Raw genomic sequence first — 17,169 nt, 5'->3', positions numbered from 1 at the left:
TCCCGCGTGGTGTTGGATCGATTTCAGTCGATCACCTTGCGCGCGATCAGATCGTCCATTTCGCTTTCGGACAAGCCCAGAAGCTCGCGATAGACGTAGCTGTTGTGCTCCCCAAGCAGCGGAGCGCCGCGTTCGACGGTGGGGCCGTCGGGGCTGATCCGCCATGACGGACCGATGATCGGGCGAGTGCCATTGCGATGGTCGCTGACCATCCGGAACGCCTCGCGCTGCCAGAGGAAGGCGTCCGAGCAGAGGTCCATCGAACTCATCGCCTTGAATGCGGGAACGCCCGCATTTCTGAGCTTTTCGGCAAGGTCTGCGGCATCGTGCGAGCGGGTGATCGCTGCGAGTTCGGCGTCGAGTTCGTGGCGATGGGCCAGCCGTTCCGAGAGGCTGGCAAAGCGCGGATCGGCGGCAAGGGCAGGGGCGTCGAGACCGTGGCAGAGGGCGCGCCATTCTGCCTCGTTCGCCACGGCGATACTTGTCCAGCCTTCGTCCGAGCAGGCGTAGAAGCCGTGCGGACACATCTCCGGATGGAAGTTGCCATCGGCTTGCGGAACGACTCCCGTCACGCTGGCGGCGAAGAGGCTGTCTCCCACCAGGCTGGTCATCGCTTCCACGGCCGACAGGTCGATGAACTGGCCTTCTCCGGTGCTCTCGCGGTGGTGGAGCGCCGCCACGCAGGCCAGCGCGGCGAGGGCGCCGGCCGTGGAATCGCCATAGCGGATGTTCATGCCCTTCGGCGTCTCGCCCTCATGCCCGACCAGCGCGGTGAGGCCCGAGAGCGCCGCGAAGCAGGGGGCGTAGCCGGTCTGATAGCCCAGCGGCCCGTTGGTGCCCCACATCTTGATCGCGCACTGGATCAGGTCCGGCTTGATCGCCTTGAGGCTTTCGTAATCGAGGCCGGACCGCTCCATTGCGCCGGGGCGGATGTTGTCGATCAGGATATCGGCGCTGGCGATCATGCGCTTCACGAGGTCGAGCCCCTCGGTGGTCTTCATGTTGACCTGAACCGAGAGGATTTCCTGGTTGATCGAGAGGAAATAGGGCGCCGCGTCGATGTCCACGCCGCCATAGGCGCGCATTTCGTCGAGGTTGGAGCGGGATTCGATCTTGATCACTTCCGCGCCGAGGTGGGCGAGCAGCTTGCCCGCGTAAGGGCCAGCCCAGACTTTGGTGAGTTCGACCACGCGGACGCCGGCGAGCGGGCCGGTGCGGTGGGGGAGTGCGCGCTTATCCTCCCCTGCAAGGGGAGGGGGACCGCCGCGTAGCGGTGGTGGAGGGGTGTCCGCCTCTCGGCCGGGTGCCTCGCCGAAAGCCTGACACCCCTCCGTCAGCCCTGGCGGGCTGCCACCTCCCCTTGCAGGGGAGGAACTGGTGCTCGCGCTCATGCGGCGGCCTCCTGATCGGCGCCGAGGCCGGGCGCGGGCTTGCGCACCGAGGCCGGCGTCGCGCTCATACGATAGGCGGCAGTCGGGTAGGACACCGCGCCGAATGCCGGATGCATCGCCTGCTGGAAGAACCCGCGATGGGCGAACTGTTCGTGGCGCGGCAGGTCCTCTGCAGTCTGCACCGGGACCATGGCGACACCGGCTTTCTGCGCGGCCTCGGTAATCGGGTGCTTGTCCTGCTGCGCGATCCACGTCGAGAAGTGTTCGCGGAACCTGGCGACGTTCGGCGGAGTGCAGTCGAACTCCAGCCAGTCCTCGCGCAGTTCGTCTGCCCAGGCCGGATCGCCCATCAGCGCGCAGAGGCCTTTCCAGTGCGCTTTCGTGGTCATCAGCAGGAAGACGTGGCCGTCGCGGCAGGCGAAGGAGGTGCCGGGGCCGCCCATGTCGTAGGCGGTGCGCGCGTCGCTGGGTTCGGCCTCGCCCGCGAGCATACGGTCGAGCACGCAGTCGATGCGGTTCAGTTGCACTTCGACTTCGGAGAGATCGACGAACTGCCCTTGCCCCGTGCGGCGCAGGCGCAGCAGCGAGGCCATGGTGGCCAGCGCGGCATCGATCCCGGCCTCGTAGTCGGACAGGAAGCGGCCCGCGCCTTTCAGCGGAGGCTTGTCGGCGGGTGTTTCGCTGGGGCTGTGATAGGCCCAGCCGCCAGCGGCGATGACATTGATCGGGCGGGCGCCCTGCCACTCGGCCGGCGCGCTCTGGCCGAATGGTGTGACCAGCGTGTGGACCAGCTTCGGATACGCGGCGGCGACCATTTCGGGCGTCAGGCCCATGGCCCGGCACCACCCGGCGTCGTGATCGTCGATCAGCGCATGGGCGCGGGCGAGCAGGCGGTCCAGCACCGCGCGGTCGGCGGCGTCGGCAAGGTTGAGCACGACCGACTTCTTGTTGGTGCTGAGGTACGCGAACAGCGTAGATTCCTCCGCCGCGAACGGTCCCATGGCGCGGGTGGGGGCGCCGCCGGGGCGCTCGACTTTGATGACCTCGGCGCCAAGATCGGCCAGCAGCTTTCCGGTATATTCGCCGCTGACCCGCTCGGCGGTTTCGATCACGGTCAGCCCTTCGAGGGCGCCTCTACTCGTCATAAGGACTGCCCATCGTCGATGGTGAAGGTCGCCCCGGTCACTTGCGCGGAGGCATCGGAAAGCAGGTAGAGCAGCATGGGCGTCAGCGCCTCGGCATCGAGCAGGCGGCGGCGGTTCAGGGCGGCGATGTCGGCCTGTCCGCGCTCGCTGGCGAACCAGTCCGTGTTGATTTCGGTGGCGATCCAGCCGGGCTGGATGGTGTTGACGTTGATCCCCTGCCGCACCCAGTCGCGCGCCAGTTGCCGGCCGAGGTGAGCGAGGCCTGCCTTGGTGGCGGCATACATGGCATCGCCGGTGCCGTTCTGCTGCGCAGTGATCGAACCGATCAGCACCACGCGGCCCCGTCCATGCTCGCGGCTCCCCCCGGCGATCAGCCGCCGCGCGCCTTCGCGGGCAACCAGCATCGCGCCGAGCAGGTTGGTGTCGAGCACGCGGCGCAGGCCTTCTTCAGGCACGTCGGTAGAGCGGCCCCCGGTGCCGACGCCGGCGTTGCAGATCACGCCGTCGATCGTTCCGAACTGTGCCTCCGCTGCGTCGAAAGCGGCACCGACAGATGCCTCGCTGGTGACGTCGAGTTCGACGGCCAGCGCGTTACCCAGTTCGGCGGCAAGCGCCTGGCAGCGATCCAGCCGCCGCGCGCCCAGCACGACGCGGCCCCCGGCGGCGGCAATGGCGCGTGCGAAGCCGGCGCCGATCCCGGAGGAGGCGCCGGCCACGAAAACGGTGCGACCTGCAAGCGAGAACGTCATCAGCGCTGGAGCGCCTGGACGTCGGGATGATAGGGCGGCATCGCCATGTACTTGTCGATGGTCTGTTCGAAGTGGCGCACGCGCACTTCTTGATAGTCGCCCAGGGTCAGGCCCGGCTTGGCGCTGGCTTCCAGCCCTTCCTGCTGGGCGTAGAGGTTGTCGGTATCCTGATCGAGGATATGGCCGAAGCTGGGATCCATGCCCTGCGCCTCCGCGAAGGATTGGTGGTCTTGCAGGATTTCGACTTCCGCCGTTTCCACCTCGCTGCCGTCCTTGGGCTTGGGGCGCATGAACATCACTTCGTAGATCGTGCGGCGATGGTCGCGCGCGTCTGGGCGGAAGCGGTAGATCATCGGCAGCGAGATGCCGGGAAACAGGAACAGGTTCGGGAAGAACGTGTAGCTGTAGGTATCCAGCAGTTCGGTGTCCGAAACGTGGCTGAGATCGGTGTTCGTCGCCGTCTCGAACATATCGCGGAACATGTCCGCCATCACCTGCCGCGCGCGCTCGCCCGCCTTCAGCTCGGGCTTGCTGCCGCCGAGCGAGGAACTGTCGCCCAGCGTGAAGTTGGCGATGATGTCCGCCTCGCTGTACTTGTCGCGCAGCTTGGGGCTGACCACGCCCAGCGTGGAGATGAAGCGGTCCACGTGATCGCCATAGACGTCGTATTGCGAGTTCACGTCGCCATTGGCGGGTGCGACTTGCGGGTGGGTGTCGCCGACGTGATAGGCCTCCATGAAGGCTTCCATCGTCAGCTTCCAGTTGGCCGGATAGCTCTTCTGGACATGGAGGTAGATGTAGCGGTCCTCCAGCTTCCACGCCTTGAGATGGGCCAGCGCCTCTGCGCCGAGGTAGTCCTCAAGGCTGGGCGCGGCGGGGTCCATGTTGACCCAGACGAAGCCGCCCAGCCTTTCCACCCGCGCTTCGGGCAGGCACATCTTCCGGGTGGCTGTATGCGCGAAGTCCCACTTTTCGGGGATTTCCTTCAGCGACCCGTCGAGGTTCCAGGTCCAACCGTGGAATGGGCACTTGAGGTTCGCGGCGAAGCCGGCGGTACCGGAAGGCTTAAGTTTGGTGCCGCGATGGAGGCAGGCGTTGAAGTAGGCGCGGATTTCGTCGTCATCACAACGCGTGACGACGAACGAGTACTGGCCGATGTCGTAGACGTAATAGTCGCCCACTTCGGGAATGTGATCCTCACGGCAGGCCATCTGCCAGGTGCGCGTCCACATCCGCTGGAACTCGCCCTTGGCGAAGGCGGGATCGGTGTAGCGTTCCTTGGAAACGTCCTCGCTGCCGAGGTAGTGATAGCTTTCGCTGGCGGCCCAGGCGGGGGCGGCATTGCGGTCCGCGGCGATGATGTCCTGCGTGGATTCGGCGGGGCAGCGGGCTTCGCCGGGCTTCAGCGTTCCGGTGGCGACGTTCATTCTGAGGCTCCTTATTCCGCCGCTTCGAGCGTCGGCGTATTCGCGCGTACGGCGAGGGCGGGGCTGATTTTCTGGACCACGCCGTCCTTCATCACGAAGGAGACCTTTTCCGGCCCGGCGAGGATGGAAATGTCGGCGATCGGATCGCCGTCGATCAGGATCAGGTCGGCCAGCTTGCCCGGCTGCAAAGTGCCGAGTTCGCCGCCGTATCCCATGGCGAGGCCGCCGTTGCGGGTGGCGCAGACCAGCGCCTCTGCAGGGCTGTAGCCGTAGAAATCGACGAAGGATTTGAGGTCGCGGCCCTGCGTGCCTTGCGGGCTCCAGCCGAAACCGTAGTCGCCGCCGATCAGGTGGCGGATGCCGCGCTTGCGCAGTTCGGTGTGCGTCTTCAGCGAGTTTTCCAGCAGGTCCGGGATGTTCATGTACCCGCCGACTTCGGGCGAAAGGCCGTGCGCCGAAGCCTCACCCGCCATGATCTGCGCGAAGAGGCCGACGGTGGGCACCACGAAGATGCGGTCCCGCGCTTCCTCCATCATGTCCAGCAGTTCCTCGTCCGCGTATTCGCAGTGGAACAGGCCGTCCACGCCCGCGCGGACGCAGTGCTTGGAGCCTTCGATCGAGCGCGTGTGGGCGTTGATCTTGCGGCCATAGGCATGGGCGGTCTCGGCGGCGACGCGCACTTCCTCGAACGTCATCGGCGTCGTGTGGCCAGGGGTGCCGGGATAGAATGGGTCGCCCGAGACATCGAGCTTCACGTTGTCGATCCCCTCGCGGCAGTGGAGGCGAACGGTCTTGCGCATCTCCTCCACGCCGTCGACGATGGCGGAGGGGCCTTGCCTCGGATTGTGCAGCTTGCTTTCGTCCCCCATCGCGCCGGTGACGGAGATTTCCAGGCCGCCGGCACGGATGCGCGGGCCGGGAATGCGGCCGGCGTTCACTTCGTCCCGCACGGCGACGGCGAGTTTCAGCTTGGCTTCGGAAGCGCCGTAGGCAGAAGTGAATCCCGCCTCGATCAACGCCTTGGCCCCGCGCGCGGCGGTGAACACCTGGGTTTCGGGGCAGGGGGTGATCAGGTCCTCGGTCGCGCAGACGTTCTCGAAAGAGAGGTGCGCGTGGCCTTCGACCATGCCGGGCATGCAGAACTGGCCGGTGCCGTCGATCACCACGTCATCGGGCCGTGCGGTCGTGGGTTGGCCGACCGACATCACGCGGTTGCCCTCGATAACGAGGTCCCCCTTGATCGCGGCCTTTCCTGTCCCGTCGAATATCGTGGCGTTCTGGATCAGTGTCCGTCCCACGTTTTTTCTCCTGCTGGCCGCGCGTATCCTCGCGGCTGTCGTTTTGCAGGTTAGGAGCGGCGGCGGGCGCGGCAAATGACGGGCCGGGCAGAGGGCTTGTCCTGTACCGGAACGCCGCCCCGCTTCGTGGTGGCGGTTTTCCCGCAGGGGCAAGTCGCAGGGCATGGGGAGCGCTTTGCGCGGGCTCGGGGCTGCGGCATCACCGGTGAAAATCAAACGAAGAGGACCGGGCCGGATTTATGGGCAACCTTCATGTCACCATGACCGACATCGACGGCGTGAAGCACGAATTTTCCGATGTGGATGCGGGCGTCAGCCTGATGGAGCTGGGTCGTGCGCGCGGGGTCACTGGGATCATGGGCGATTGCGGCGGTGGCTGCGCCTGCGCCACCTGCCACGTCTATGTCGCGCAGGACTGGTGGAGCGAAGTGGGCGAGCCCGATGATGTCGAATTCGCCATGCTCGACATGGTGGCGGACGTCATGAAGGACACCAGCCGGTTGGGCTGCCAGATCAAGATGAGCGACGATCTGGACGGGCTGGAAGTGACCGTGGCGCCTGCTTCCGGCTACTGAGAGTGTGATGGTTTTGAAAATGCGCCGAAAGCGCATTTTCGTGCGGCACCGGCCCACGCCCCCACCCGACCTCCCAACAGGGTACACTTCGTGGGAGGTCGGGTGGGGGCGTGGGCCGGTGCCGCAAAATCCGGCGGCGCCGGATTTTCAAACGAACTATCTTCCCTTCGGGGCAAGCCTGGGTTCGAGGGCGGGCATGGCTGGCTGTCGCCACCCGGTCCATAGAAGATGACAAGAGGCGGCGCGGATCGCCGCATCAATTCACGGGACAGGTAGATGGCAACGTCAACGCAAATTGGGGCAACCGAAGATCGCGTCAGTGAGCGCAAGGAACTGACAGCGGAGGAGCAGGCGCTGCTCGACAGCGGTTCACTGGCCGATACCGCGATCCAGGCGCAGCCCAACCAGTTCTACCGCGCGATGCGCCATGGCGATCCGATCCACTATGACGAGCGGCTCGGCTCCTGGCTGGTGACGCGGCATGAGGATATCTCGAAGATCCAGTCCGATCCGGTCACTTTCTCGGTCAAGCACGGCTATTCGGAACAACAGGCGCGCGGCATGCGTGAGGAGTTCCAGGCCTATCTTGAGGAACATGGCGGCGGCTATTTCCCCGACGCGATCATGTCCGATCCGCCCTATCACACGCGCATCCGCCGCTTGATGGAGCAGGCATTCACTGCACACCGCGTGAAGGAACTGGAGCCGCGCATCACCGAAGTCGTGCGCGATGTGATTGCCGGCGTCGTCGCGCGCGGGGAGGGCGAGTGCGATGCGGTGAAGGACATCGCCATCCCGCTGACCATCCGCGTGATCGTGGAGCAGCTCGGGCTCGACCAGGGCATGGAGGAGAAGATCTCGCGCTGGTCGGTCGCGGTAACCGCGCAGATCGGCGCGATGCAGAGCCGCGAGACGATGCTGGCCAATGCCGCGCAGATCGCCGAATTGCAGCAATACCTGATTGGGAAGATGAAAGAGCGGGAAGCGAACCCGTCGGAAGACATGATCTCCGACCTCGTCAACGCGGAAGTCACCAATGAGGACGGCAGCAAGGAGAAGCTGAACTTTGCCGAAGCCGTCTCGCTGGTGCGGGCGACGCTGATCGCGGGGAACGACACCACGGCGACCGCGATCGGCAACTTGTTCTACGTGCTGACCACAAGACCCGGCATGGCCGAACTGCTGGAGAGCGTGGTGGACGACGACCGCCAGCTCAATCGCTTCATCGAGGAGCATCTGCGGGCCGAACCGCCCGTCCGCGCGCTCAGCCGCATGACCACGCGCGAAGTCACCGTGAACGGCACCACGATCCCGGCGCACGCGCACATGTTGCTGGTCTACGGGTCGGGCAACGATGATGAGACGGTGTTCCCGGAACCGCGCAAGTTCGACATTACGCGGGCCAATCTCGGCCGCCATGTCGCCTTCGGCGGCGGTCCGCACCGCTGCGTCGGCCTGGCGCTGGCACGCATGGAAGTGAAGGTGGCCGCGCGGGAGATTTCCCGGCAGATGAAGAACCTGAAGCTGGCCATTCCCGAAAGCGCGATCCGCTACACGCCCACCGTCGCCACGCGCACCATCGAGTCGCTGCCGATCACTTTCGAGGCACGCTGATGGCTAATGAACTCGCAGGCAAAGTCGCCGTCATCACCGGCGGGGCGAGCGGCATCGGCCGCGCCACCGTGGAACTGTTCGTGGGGGAGGGGGCCAAGGTCGTCATCGCCGATATCGCCGACGAGGCGGGCGAGGCGCTGGCGCAGCGGCTGGGCGCTTCGGCGGTCTATCAGCGCACCGACGTATCCGATCCGGCGGCGGTGGAGGCGATGATCGACCTCGCCGTCTCGCGCTTCGGCGGTATCGACGTGCTGTTCAACAATGCGGGCATGTCCTGCGGCGCGTTTCCCAGCTTTCTAGACGATACGCTGGAGGATTTCGATCGGGTGATGCGCGTCAACGTGCTTGGCCCGATGTTGGGCACGCGCAATGCCGCGCGGATCATGGCGAAGTCTGGAAAAGGTGGCGTGATCCTCAACAACGCCTCGATCGCGGGCACGCTCGCGGGCCATGCGATGATGACCTATCGCGCGTCGAAGGCGGCGCTGGTGCAGTTCTCCAAGTCTTCCGCCATCGACCTTGCGCGGCATGGCATCCGCGTGAACTGCATCGTGCCCGGCCATGTGCGCACCGAACTGTCGTCGTTCGGGGAGAAAGGCGCCGATTCCGGGTTGGCGACGCGGATCGAGGAGGGCGTGAATGCCGTCTACCTCTCCAACCAGCTGATCAAGCGGCGGGGCGAGCCGGAGGACGTGGCGCAAGTGGCGCTGTTCCTTGCCAGCGACCGCTCGCGCCACATGACCGGCGCGGTGATCCCGGTGGAAGGCGGGGTGACCGTGGGCGATCCGGTCAACCATCTGGAGCAGATTTTCGACGCTCGCGCGGCGGCATTCGCGGCGATGGAGCGCGTGGAAGGCTAAGAGTTGGTTGAAAATGCCTTTGGGCATTTTCGGCGCGGCACCAGCCCTCTCCCCCACCCGACCACCCGACAGGGTATGCTCATGGGTGGTCGGGTGGGGGAGAGGGCTGGTGCCGTAAAATCCGGCCGCGCCGGATTTTCAAATGAACTCTGAGAGACCCCGAATACGGGGCCAAGGCTTTGAAGCGGTGGTGTGCCGCTTCCGGGGAGGAGAGGGAACATGAGGAACTGGCTGAAGGCCGCGCTGGCGGTCGGCACCGTGCTGTCGGGCGCGAATGGCGCTTATGCACAATCGCAGCAGGCGGCCCCATCGGGCGGCGTCATCATCCACGAAGGCGATATCGTTGTCACCGCGCGGCGGCGGGACGAGAGCCTGTCCACCGTGCCGGGGGCGATCACCGCGCTCAATGCCACCGATCTGGTCGAGCGGGGGGTGAAGACCGATTCCGATCTCCAGCGCATCGCTCCGGGCCTGACGATCCGCCAGACGCAGGGCAACAACTCGCTGACCTATTCGATCCGTGGGCAGACGGCGGATACTTTCTCCGGATCGCCCTCGGCGGTGATCGCCTACCTCAACGAAGTGCCGCTGACGATCAACAGCGCTTCCTCGTTCTACGATCTTGAGAACGTGCAGGTGCTGAAAGGCCCGCAGGGCACGCTGTTCGGCCGCAATGCCACCGGCGGCGCGGTGCTCTACAATACCGCCAAGCCCAGCGACAAGCTGGAGGCCGCGCTTACCGGCCGCGTCGGCAATTTGAGCATGTGGGAAGGCGAGGGCATGCTGAACGTGCCGCTGCTGGCGGACAAGATCCTGCTGCGCGGCGCCTTCAACGTGATCCGCAAGGACGGTTACATCCGCAACTTGCTCAACGATGAGCGGCTGGGCGACATCCGCCGCGACAGCGGGCGCGTGACGCTGACGGTGAAGCCCACCGACGCGATCAGCAACACCACGATGCTGCAATATACCAATACGCGCGGCACCAACACCGGCGCGTCCTACACCTATAGCGTCTATTCCTGCGGCCAGACCAACAACGGCTTCGCACTGACCTGCGGGGCGGGATCGCTGTTCGGGCCGGGGCTGGACGCGATCACCGGCGCGGGCTCTTGGGCCGCCTATCTCGCCGCCCATCCGGATGCCTATGCGCCGGGCCTGATCGATTACGTGAACGAACAGCGCCGCATTGGGCCCTACAAGACCCGCCATCCCGGCGGCGCCAGCCACCACGGCAAGGATTGGTTCGTCACCAACACCACCGAGTTCGAGATCGGCGACGATATGACGCTGCGCAACATCTTCGGCTGGTCGGATTCCAAGACCCGGTCCGAACAGCCGCAGCTGGGCGCACCGTTCGTCACGATCCTCACCGCCAATGCGGCGGCCGGCGAATACGGCAACCAGCTCAAGGTTCGTTCCGTGTCGGAGGAGCTGCAGCTGGTCGGAAATACGATGGATGGCAAGCTGGACTATATCTTCGGCTACTACTTCCAGAACCAGCGCAGCGACACGCTCTGGCCGCAGACCTATTTCGACGTCTCGCCGATCATTCCGCCCAGCTACGTCACCAACAACTTCCGCACGCGCAACCGGACCAACGCCGTCTACGGCCAGGTTTCCTACGAAGTGGTGCCGGACCTGAAGCTGACCGGCGGGTTGCGCTACACCTGGGAACGCGTCTCGATCGCGCAGCTTCCGGCGGCGACGTATACTTACGGGGCGCCGGACCAGAAGAAGACCTTCTCCGACCCGTCCTGGGAAGTGGGCCTGGAGTACAAGGTCACGCCGGAGTGGTTCGCCTATCTCAAGACGCGCGGCTCGTTCCGCTCGGGCGGGTTCAACGGCGCCGCGCCGCCGGTCAACGCCACGGCAACCGATGGCGGCAACCTGTTCGGTTCCGAGCATACGCAGGATATCGAGGGCGGCGTGAAGTTCTCAGGCGAAATTGCCGGCCGCGCCGCCAACTTCGCCAGCGCCGTATTCATCCAGTGGGTGCAGGACGTGCAGCGCGTGGAATTCCCCGATCCGGACGGCCCGGGCGGCCTTTCCTCGATCGCGGTGACGGCCAATGTGCCGTCCGAACGCATCTGGGGCTTCGAGGCGCAGGGCAACCTTCGCCCGGCAGACTGGCTGGAGATCGGCGGTTCGGCCGCCTACACCAAGGCGACTTTCACGGACGGCCATATCGAACTGTTCGGCACGCCCTATTCCTACGGCCCGGTGGGGGATACGCCGAAGTTTTCCGGCACTGCCTATGCGCAAGTGTTCCTGCCGGTGGGTGAGGACGCGGGGCAAGTCTCGCTACGCGGTGACCTTTATGGGCAGACCGCGCAGTATTTCTCCAACGCGGCGGATTCGATCGCGCCGGGCACCAAGCTGCCGGGCTATGTGCTCGTGAACGGCCGGCTGGGCTGGAGCGGCATCATGGGGTCGGACTTTTCGGCCGCGCTCTTCGTCAAGAACCTGACCGACAAGGCCTATTTCGTGGGCGGAATGACCCTGGCCGCCGCGCTGGGTCACAATGCCGCGGCCGTGGGCGAACCGCGCACTTATGGGCTGGAGATCAGCTACAAGTTCTAAATTGTCGGCGGGATTGCGTCGCATTTGTCGCAATCCCGCCAATTCGTCATTCGATCCATGTTGGATGTGAAAAGCGTTGCTTAATTGCATCGCTGAATCGGAAATCATCGTTGCGCAGGTTAAGTACGCTGGTGTGTGAAGTTCTTGTAACGGAAATGTAATCGCCCGTTTCTAGCTGCGCCCATCGGCTCAACCCAAAAGGGACACACCCGTGCGACACATTTCCTGCCTTCGACCCGCCCTTCTGCTCGGCTGCGGCCTTGCTTCGCTGGGCTTTGCCGACGCTGCCCTTGCGCAGGACGCCGATGCTGCCGCGCCCGCCGCGACCGAGGGCCTTGGCGATATCGTCGTGACGGCGGAGCGCCGCCGCGAAAACCTGCAGGACGTGCCGGTGTCGGTCGGCGTCGTATCGGGCGATCAGCTGCGCAATTTCCAGGCGGCGGGTGACGATACGCTGGCGCTGGCGGGCCGCGTTCCGGGTCTCTACGCGGAAACCACCACGGGCCGCATCTTCCCGCGCTTCTACATTCGCGGCCTTGGCAATATCGACTTCTACCTTGGCGCGTCGCAGCCGGTATCGATCATCCAGGACGATGTCGTGCTGGAGCACGTCGTGCTGAAGTCCAACCCGGTCTTCGACATGGACCAGGTGGAAGTGCTGCGCGGCCCGCAGGGTTCGCTGTTCGGCCGCAACACCACGGCCGGCATCATCAAGTTCGATACGATCAAGCCCAACACCGATCACTGGACCGGCCGCGCCAGCGCCAGCTACGGCTCGTACAACACCGCCACCTTCGATGGCGGCGTGGGCGGCCCGATCATCCAGGACCTGTTGGCGATCCGCGTTTCCGCGCTCTACCAGCGCCGTGACGACTGGGTGGACAATACCTACAGCGGCCCCAGCGCCGACGGTACCGTCTCGCCCAAGAAGGACGCGATGGGCGGTTTCGAGGAACGCGACGCGCGCGTCCAGCTGCTGCTGGCGCCCACCGGCAGCGGTTTCTCGATGCTGACCAGCATCCACGCCCGCAAGTATGACGGCACTTCCACGATCTTCCATCGCGGTGCCTTCACCAAGGGTTCGAACGACGTTTCCGACGAGCCGCGCGACAAGATCGCGCTGGACGAGGCGCACAACAACCCGCAGGCTTACGATACCTACGGCGCATCCAGCCGCATCGCGATGGATTTCGGCCCGGTAACGCTGACGTCGATCACCGCGTGGGAATCGACCTCCGGCTACAGCCGCGGCGATACCGATGGCGGCGCGGCCACCAACTTCCCGGTGAATGGCGTGCCCAACGGCTACGGCCAGTCGCAGGGCAATGTGCGCGATCTGGACCAGCTGACCCAGGAACTGCGCCTCGCCAGCAATGGCGACACCCGCTTCAAGTGGCAGGTCGGCGCGATGTGGTTCGATTCGCGCGACATTACCGACTTCTACCAGCGCGCCTATTTCCTGACGCCGCCGGCCAACAATCCCAACAACTGGGTGCGTCTGCGCAACGTCAACACCAGCTGGGCCTTCTTCGGGCAGGCCAGCTATGAACTGGTGGACGGTCTGACGCTGACCGGTGGCGCCCGCTACACCAACGACACAAAGAAGACCCGCCTGATCAAGACTGCGGACACGGCCGCCGGCGCGGTGACCTACACCGGCCGCCGTTACGTGCGCCTGTCGGATGAGAAGCCCAGCTGGGATGTCAGCCTGAACTACAAGGTGAACCCGGACGTCAGCGTCTATGCGCGCGTTGCCACGGGCTTCCGCGGGCCGACCATTCAGGGCCGCTCGGCCGTGTTCAATGCGGACTTCACCACGGCGGATTCGGAAACGATCCTCTCCGGCGAAGCGGGCATCAAGACCCAGCTGTTCGACAACAAGGTGCGCTTCAATCTGTCCGGCTTTGCCTATCGGGTGAAGGACATCCAGCTGAACGGCAACGACGTGAACGGCAACGGCGTGCTGTTCAATGCCGACAAGGCCGAGGCCTACGGCATGGAAGCCGAACTGGAAGCGCGCCCGATCCCGAACCTGACGCTGACCGCGGGCCTCAGCCTGCTGCACACCGAGATCAAGGACAAGAACGTCTACGCACAGGTCTGCGCGCTGAACGGCGTGGTGGTCTGCACCGTGCAGGATCCGACGATCACGATCGCCGGCAAGGGCGTCTTCGCGCAGATCGACGGCAATCCGCTGCCCAACGCGCCGAAGTACACCGCCAACGTCACCGCACGCTACGACGTGCCGCTGGGCAACGGCGGATCGCTGTTCGCGGCGACCGACTGGATGTTCCAGGGCTACACCAACTTCGTGCTCTACAAGACCAAGGAGTTCTACTCCGACGGTGACTTCGAAGGCGGTCTGAAGATCGGCTACTCGGCCCCCGGCGGCCAGTACGAGATCGCCGCTTTCGCCCGCAACATCACCAACGAGAAGAACCTGAAGGGCGTGATCGAGAACTACATGGCCGCCGTGTTCAACGAACCGCGCGTGATCGGCGCCTCGTTCTCCGGCAAGTTCTGATCCGGACGTACGCGATTGAGGAGAGGGGCCGGAGAAGTTCTCCGGCCCCTCTTTTTTGTCGTCGTGGCCTGAAGGTGAAGGGCGTCAGCCTCGCCCGTTACGCCTCTTGTTTCTTCTGCTTGTCGATCAGGACGGCCTGTTGCCACCGGCTTGGCGCCTTGTCCGTGCGGTGGATGCAGCCGGCCCAGCAACAAGGCCGTTTCTTGCCTTCCACCAGTTCCTCGCGGGTTCGCTCGATGCGGCGCTGGCGGGTTTTCGCCTGCTTCGCGTCATCGACCCAGCAGATGAACTCGTTCCGGCCGAGCGGCGTCAGGCTCTCCCACAGCAGCAGGATTTCCGGGTCGGCACGCAGGGCGGCTTGCAGGTCTTCGCCTGCCTGATGGACGGTGCCGTGCGCGAAAGTTGTCACCGCGAAATCTCCGAGTGATCGAGCCGTGGGTTGCAAGAACGAACCTGCTCGCCACGCGACCGAATGTCCATGACAGGAAGCGCGCGTTTCCATTTGAAGGCGGGAAGGCCGCCCGTTCAGCCGCAATCTCCGTTTTCCGCCGTTCGTGAGTGCAGGATTTGGGCGATCCGGATGGCGCATTGGCCCTCATGTTAACGATTTGCGCGGTAAGGTGTACCCGTTCCGAAAAATGACAGGATTCCGGCTGTAGCGGCGCCGCAAGGTCGCGAATTAAGGAGTTTCAATGTTGTTTGGCGTTCTTGCTGCGGCGGCTGTCGTTGCCTCCAGCACCCGGCCGGCCGTAAATGAAGCTCAATTTCAGGATGTTGTGCTCGCCGTTCACAACCGGGAGCGCGCAGCCGTAGGCTCGGCGCCGTTGCGCTGGAGCGCCGAACTGGCCCGCGATGCCGGGTATTGGGCGGACAGGCTGGCGGCATCCGGCGTGTTCCGCCACGATTCGTCCAACCGGGCGGAGGGTGAGAACCTCTGGATGGGCACCCGCGGCGCGTATCGCATCGAAGAGATGGTTTCGGGCTGGGCGAGTGAAAAGGTTCCGCTGCGCCGCATGCGTTCGTGGCAGGACGATTACCATCGCGTCGGCCACTACACGCAGATGGTCTGGTCCGGCACGACGGCGGTTGGCTGTGCCGTATCGAAAGGCGGGCAGTTCGAATATCTGGTGTGCCGGTACGACCCGCCGGGCAACGTCTGGAACGAGAGCCCTTATGGCAGGGCAGCGGCCGCAGACCCGCAAATCTCACGCAGCCGCGTTGTCGCGCGGAAGGTAAGCGCTGTGGGGACCACCCATGTCGCTGCGAAAAGCGGAGTGAAGGCGAGGTAAGTCCACCAAAGCGGCGAATTCGAACCCGTTGTCGTGCGAGCGCAGGGGGTGAGATCGAAGGCCGAAGGCTTTCCCGCGTCGATGGGGGACATGCTTTTCACGATTTCGATCCGGAAGAGGGAATCCGGGATGCGCCGTCATTGCCGTCATTCCCGACTTGGATACACTGCGCCGATGAAATCCAGGTTCGCAGTCGGGATAGTGATCATGGCTGCCGCTGCCAATGGCTGGTGGACGCAGGGGGCAACTCGATACCGACGCATGTTTGGATCACGGCGGGAGCTGGCAGTGAACGTCCGCATCGCAGGCCTTGACGCTTCAACATAGTGGATGTGGTTGATCGCGTGTCCGTTCTGGAAAATGCAGCCAACCTTTCGCTCTTTCGGATAGCCGGTGACAGGGAAAGGACGGAGAACTGCCGATGATGCGCCTTTCCCGCACGAGAACAGTCGCCATCCCGGCGGCATGCCTTGTCGTGGGCATTGCGATCGGGTTTGTAATTCCGCGCCCAGCTCAAGTTGTTCCACCCAGTTCGGCGGGGCAGGACCGTCTGCGTTATGCCAACTCCCCATCGCTCGTGAGAAACATGTGGTCCCCGGACATCCGGCACGATGATTATGTTCTTCGGGAACAACTTAGAATTGTGGAGATGCTTGAGCAGGAATGTCGGGCGACCAGGAAGGACTGCAAGCTAGCCGGAGCAGCCCGACAAACGCTGAATAAGAACCTGAGATAGAGTCGAGGCGGCCCATTCCGGCGCCTCCCAAAGCGGCTATTCCTGACATTGAAAGGACGTGCCGTTAGTGGGTGTCGGCCGGGTTCGAGCCTGCCAACGGTTGGTTCGGTGGGCGGCCAATTCCGCATCCTTCGCTTAAATGCTACACGGCCTTAGGAAAGGAACGCCTTGATTTCGCGGGCCAGCGTGTCGGGTGTTTCAAGGTTGAGCAGGTGCCCGGCCTCGGCACGGTCAAGGCGCGTCACGTTTTGTCCGGCCCCTGCAATCAACTCGGCGATCAGGCGAAAGTCTTCCGTATCGCGCGCGCCGGTGAGCAGCAGGGTTGGCGTGGCTAGGTCGGTCAGGCGGTCCACTTCGGGCAATTCGGGGCGCTGGTCGTCCTGTGCCCACTGGTGGCCGGCGAAGGCGTCGATCGAGGCTTTCAGATGCGCGGCTGCCTCCGGGATTTCGCGCGTGCTGTCGAACAGGGGGTGGTGCCACCAGAGTTCGCGCGCGGTCGCCATGTCTCCGGCGCGGGCGGCGCGGCCCATGGCTTTCCAGCGGTCGATCCAGTCGCTCGTCCACGACCAGCCAAGCATCAGCGGGCTGACCAGAATGAGCCGCCGCACGCGCTCCGGATGGTCGAGCGCGAAGTGGAGCACGTTTCCGCCGCCCATCGAAAGGCCGCAGAGGTCGGCCTGCTCCACGCCCAGCGCATCGAGCAGGGCGAGCAGGTCGTCCGCATGAGAGAAGGCAACGCCCGGCTCAGCAGTGGATGCGCCGAAGCCGCGCGCGTCGTAGGCGATCAACGGCAGTTCCGGGGGCAGGGAGGCTATCACCCGTTCCCAGTCGTGCCGGGAACCGCCGAAACCGTGGGCCAGTACCAGCGGCGTGCTCGAACTTTGGCCCGAACTTTGGCTCGAACTTTGACCCGCACCTTCGCGCCGCACGCCGGCGAGCGTTCCGCCCGGCAGTTCGACGCGAAAGTCTTTCACGACG

Annotated in this window: 13 protein-coding genes; 6 read left to right on the top strand and 7 right to left on the bottom strand. The window is 64.7% G+C overall.

Features of this window, described 5'->3' with window-relative positions; translation table 11 throughout:
• Window positions 1–23 precede the first annotated feature (23 nt).
• From WBP07_RS08485 to WBP07_RS08465, 5 genes are read right to left on the bottom strand one after another with little or no spacing between them, the layout of a single operon-like run.
• Window positions 24–1,391 (bottom strand): CaiB/BaiF CoA transferase family protein, encoded by a 1,368-nt coding sequence (locus WBP07_RS08485; RefSeq protein WP_395395494.1) that lies wholly within the window; start codon window positions 1,389–1,391, stop codon window positions 24–26.
• Window positions 1,388–2,536, bottom strand: coding sequence for a CaiB/BaiF CoA transferase family protein (locus WBP07_RS08480; RefSeq protein WP_395395493.1), 1,149 nt, complete (start codon window positions 2,534–2,536; stop codon window positions 1,388–1,390). The genes WBP07_RS08485 and WBP07_RS08480 overlap by 4 nt, the downstream gene beginning before the upstream one ends.
• On the bottom strand, window positions 2,533–3,285 hold the full coding sequence (locus WBP07_RS08475) for an SDR family NAD(P)-dependent oxidoreductase (RefSeq protein WP_395395492.1): 753 nt from the start codon (window positions 3,283–3,285) through the stop codon (window positions 2,533–2,535). Before WBP07_RS08475 ends, WBP07_RS08480 begins: the two co-directional genes overlap by 4 nt.
• Window positions 3,285–4,712 carry an SRPBCC family protein gene (locus WBP07_RS08470; protein ID WP_395395490.1) on the bottom strand — a complete coding sequence of 476 codons (1,428 nt, stop codon included), beginning with the start codon at window positions 4,710–4,712 and terminating at the stop codon, window positions 3,285–3,287. Before WBP07_RS08470 ends, WBP07_RS08475 begins: the two co-directional genes overlap by 1 nt.
• 11 nt (window positions 4,713–4,723) lie before the next feature.
• Window positions 4,724–6,010, bottom strand: a complete 1,287-nt coding sequence (locus tag WBP07_RS08465) for an amidohydrolase family protein (RefSeq protein ID WP_395395488.1) — start codon at window positions 6,008–6,010, stop codon at window positions 4,724–4,726.
• 239 nt (window positions 6,011–6,249) lie between these two features.
• On the opposite strand from WBP07_RS08465, the gene WBP07_RS08460 reads away from it, so the two are divergent.
• The 5 genes from WBP07_RS08460 (at window position 6,250) to WBP07_RS08440 (ending at window position 14,166) form a co-directional block, all read left to right on the top strand.
• Window positions 6,250–6,585, top strand: coding sequence for a 2Fe-2S iron-sulfur cluster-binding protein (locus tag WBP07_RS08460; RefSeq protein WP_395395487.1), 336 nt, complete (start codon window positions 6,250–6,252; stop codon window positions 6,583–6,585).
• A gap of 276 nt (window positions 6,586–6,861) precedes the next feature.
• The gene (locus tag WBP07_RS08455; protein ID WP_395395486.1) at window positions 6,862–8,199 is read left to right on the top strand and encodes a cytochrome P450; all 1,338 of its coding nucleotides are present in this window, start codon (window positions 6,862–6,864) and stop codon (window positions 8,197–8,199) included.
• Complete coding sequence (locus WBP07_RS08450) at window positions 8,199–9,059, top strand: SDR family NAD(P)-dependent oxidoreductase (RefSeq protein ID WP_395395484.1); 861 nt, start codon at window positions 8,199–8,201, stop codon at window positions 9,057–9,059. The genes WBP07_RS08455 and WBP07_RS08450 overlap by 1 nt, the downstream gene beginning before the upstream one ends.
• A gap of 219 nt (window positions 9,060–9,278) precedes the next feature.
• On the top strand, window positions 9,279–11,642 hold the full coding sequence (locus WBP07_RS08445) for a TonB-dependent receptor (RefSeq protein WP_395395483.1): 2,364 nt from the start codon (window positions 9,279–9,281) through the stop codon (window positions 11,640–11,642).
• Window positions 11,643–11,853: 211 nt separating this feature from the next.
• On the top strand, window positions 11,854–14,166 hold the full coding sequence (locus tag WBP07_RS08440; protein ID WP_395395482.1) for a TonB-dependent receptor: 2,313 nt from the start codon (window positions 11,854–11,856) through the stop codon (window positions 14,164–14,166).
• 97 nt (window positions 14,167–14,263) lie between these two features.
• On the opposite strand, the gene WBP07_RS08435 is transcribed toward WBP07_RS08440, so the two are convergent.
• Complete coding sequence (locus WBP07_RS08435; RefSeq protein WP_395395480.1) at window positions 14,264–14,668, bottom strand: YdeI/OmpD-associated family protein; 405 nt, start codon at window positions 14,666–14,668, stop codon at window positions 14,264–14,266.
• Between the two features lie 190 nt (window positions 14,669–14,858).
• On the opposite strand from WBP07_RS08435, the gene WBP07_RS08430 reads away from it, so the two are divergent.
• Window positions 14,859–15,455: a CAP domain-containing protein gene (locus tag WBP07_RS08430; RefSeq protein ID WP_395395478.1), complete on the top strand. Its 597-nt coding sequence runs from the start codon at window positions 14,859–14,861 to the stop codon at window positions 15,453–15,455.
• An 888-nt stretch (window positions 15,456–16,343) separates the two neighbouring features.
• Here the strand turns inward: WBP07_RS08430 and WBP07_RS08425 are convergent.
• Window positions 16,344–17,165 (bottom strand): alpha/beta fold hydrolase, encoded by an 822-nt coding sequence (locus tag WBP07_RS08425; RefSeq protein ID WP_395395476.1) that lies wholly within the window; start codon window positions 17,163–17,165, stop codon window positions 16,344–16,346.
• Window positions 17,166–17,169: the final 4 nt, after the last annotated feature.

The organism is Novosphingobium oxfordense (assembly GCF_044029435.1).
GTDB lineage: Bacteria > Pseudomonadota > Alphaproteobacteria > Sphingomonadales > Sphingomonadaceae > Novosphingobium.
Note: the sequence above shows the minus strand (reverse complement) of the source record. Positions and strands in the feature narration are given on the sequence as shown.

Coding starts and splice junctions, on each gene's coding strand:
- WBP07_RS08485 (WP_395395494.1), bottom strand. CDS start 1,391: ATGAGCGCGAGCACCAGTTCCTCCCCTGCAAGGGGAGGTGGCAGCCCG.
- WBP07_RS08480 (WP_395395493.1), bottom strand. CDS start 2,536: ATGACGAGTAGAGGCGCCCTCGAAGGGCTGACCGTGATCGAAACCGCC.
- WBP07_RS08475 (WP_395395492.1), bottom strand. CDS start 3,285: ATGACGTTCTCGCTTGCAGGTCGCACCGTTTTCGTGGCCGGCGCCTCC.
- WBP07_RS08470 (WP_395395490.1), bottom strand. CDS start 4,712: ATGAACGTCGCCACCGGAACGCTGAAGCCCGGCGAAGCCCGCTGCCCC.
- WBP07_RS08460 (WP_395395487.1), top strand. CDS start 6,250: ATGGGCAACCTTCATGTCACCATGACCGACATCGACGGCGTGAAGCAC.
- WBP07_RS08455 (WP_395395486.1), top strand. CDS start 6,862: ATGGCAACGTCAACGCAAATTGGGGCAACCGAAGATCGCGTCAGTGAG.
- WBP07_RS08450 (WP_395395484.1), top strand. CDS start 8,199: ATGGCTAATGAACTCGCAGGCAAAGTCGCCGTCATCACCGGCGGGGCG.
- WBP07_RS08445 (WP_395395483.1), top strand. CDS start 9,279: ATGAGGAACTGGCTGAAGGCCGCGCTGGCGGTCGGCACCGTGCTGTCG.
- WBP07_RS08435 (WP_395395480.1), bottom strand. CDS start 14,668: ATGGAAACGCGCGCTTCCTGTCATGGACATTCGGTCGCGTGGCGAGCA.
- WBP07_RS08430 (WP_395395478.1), top strand. CDS start 14,859: ATGTTGTTTGGCGTTCTTGCTGCGGCGGCTGTCGTTGCCTCCAGCACC.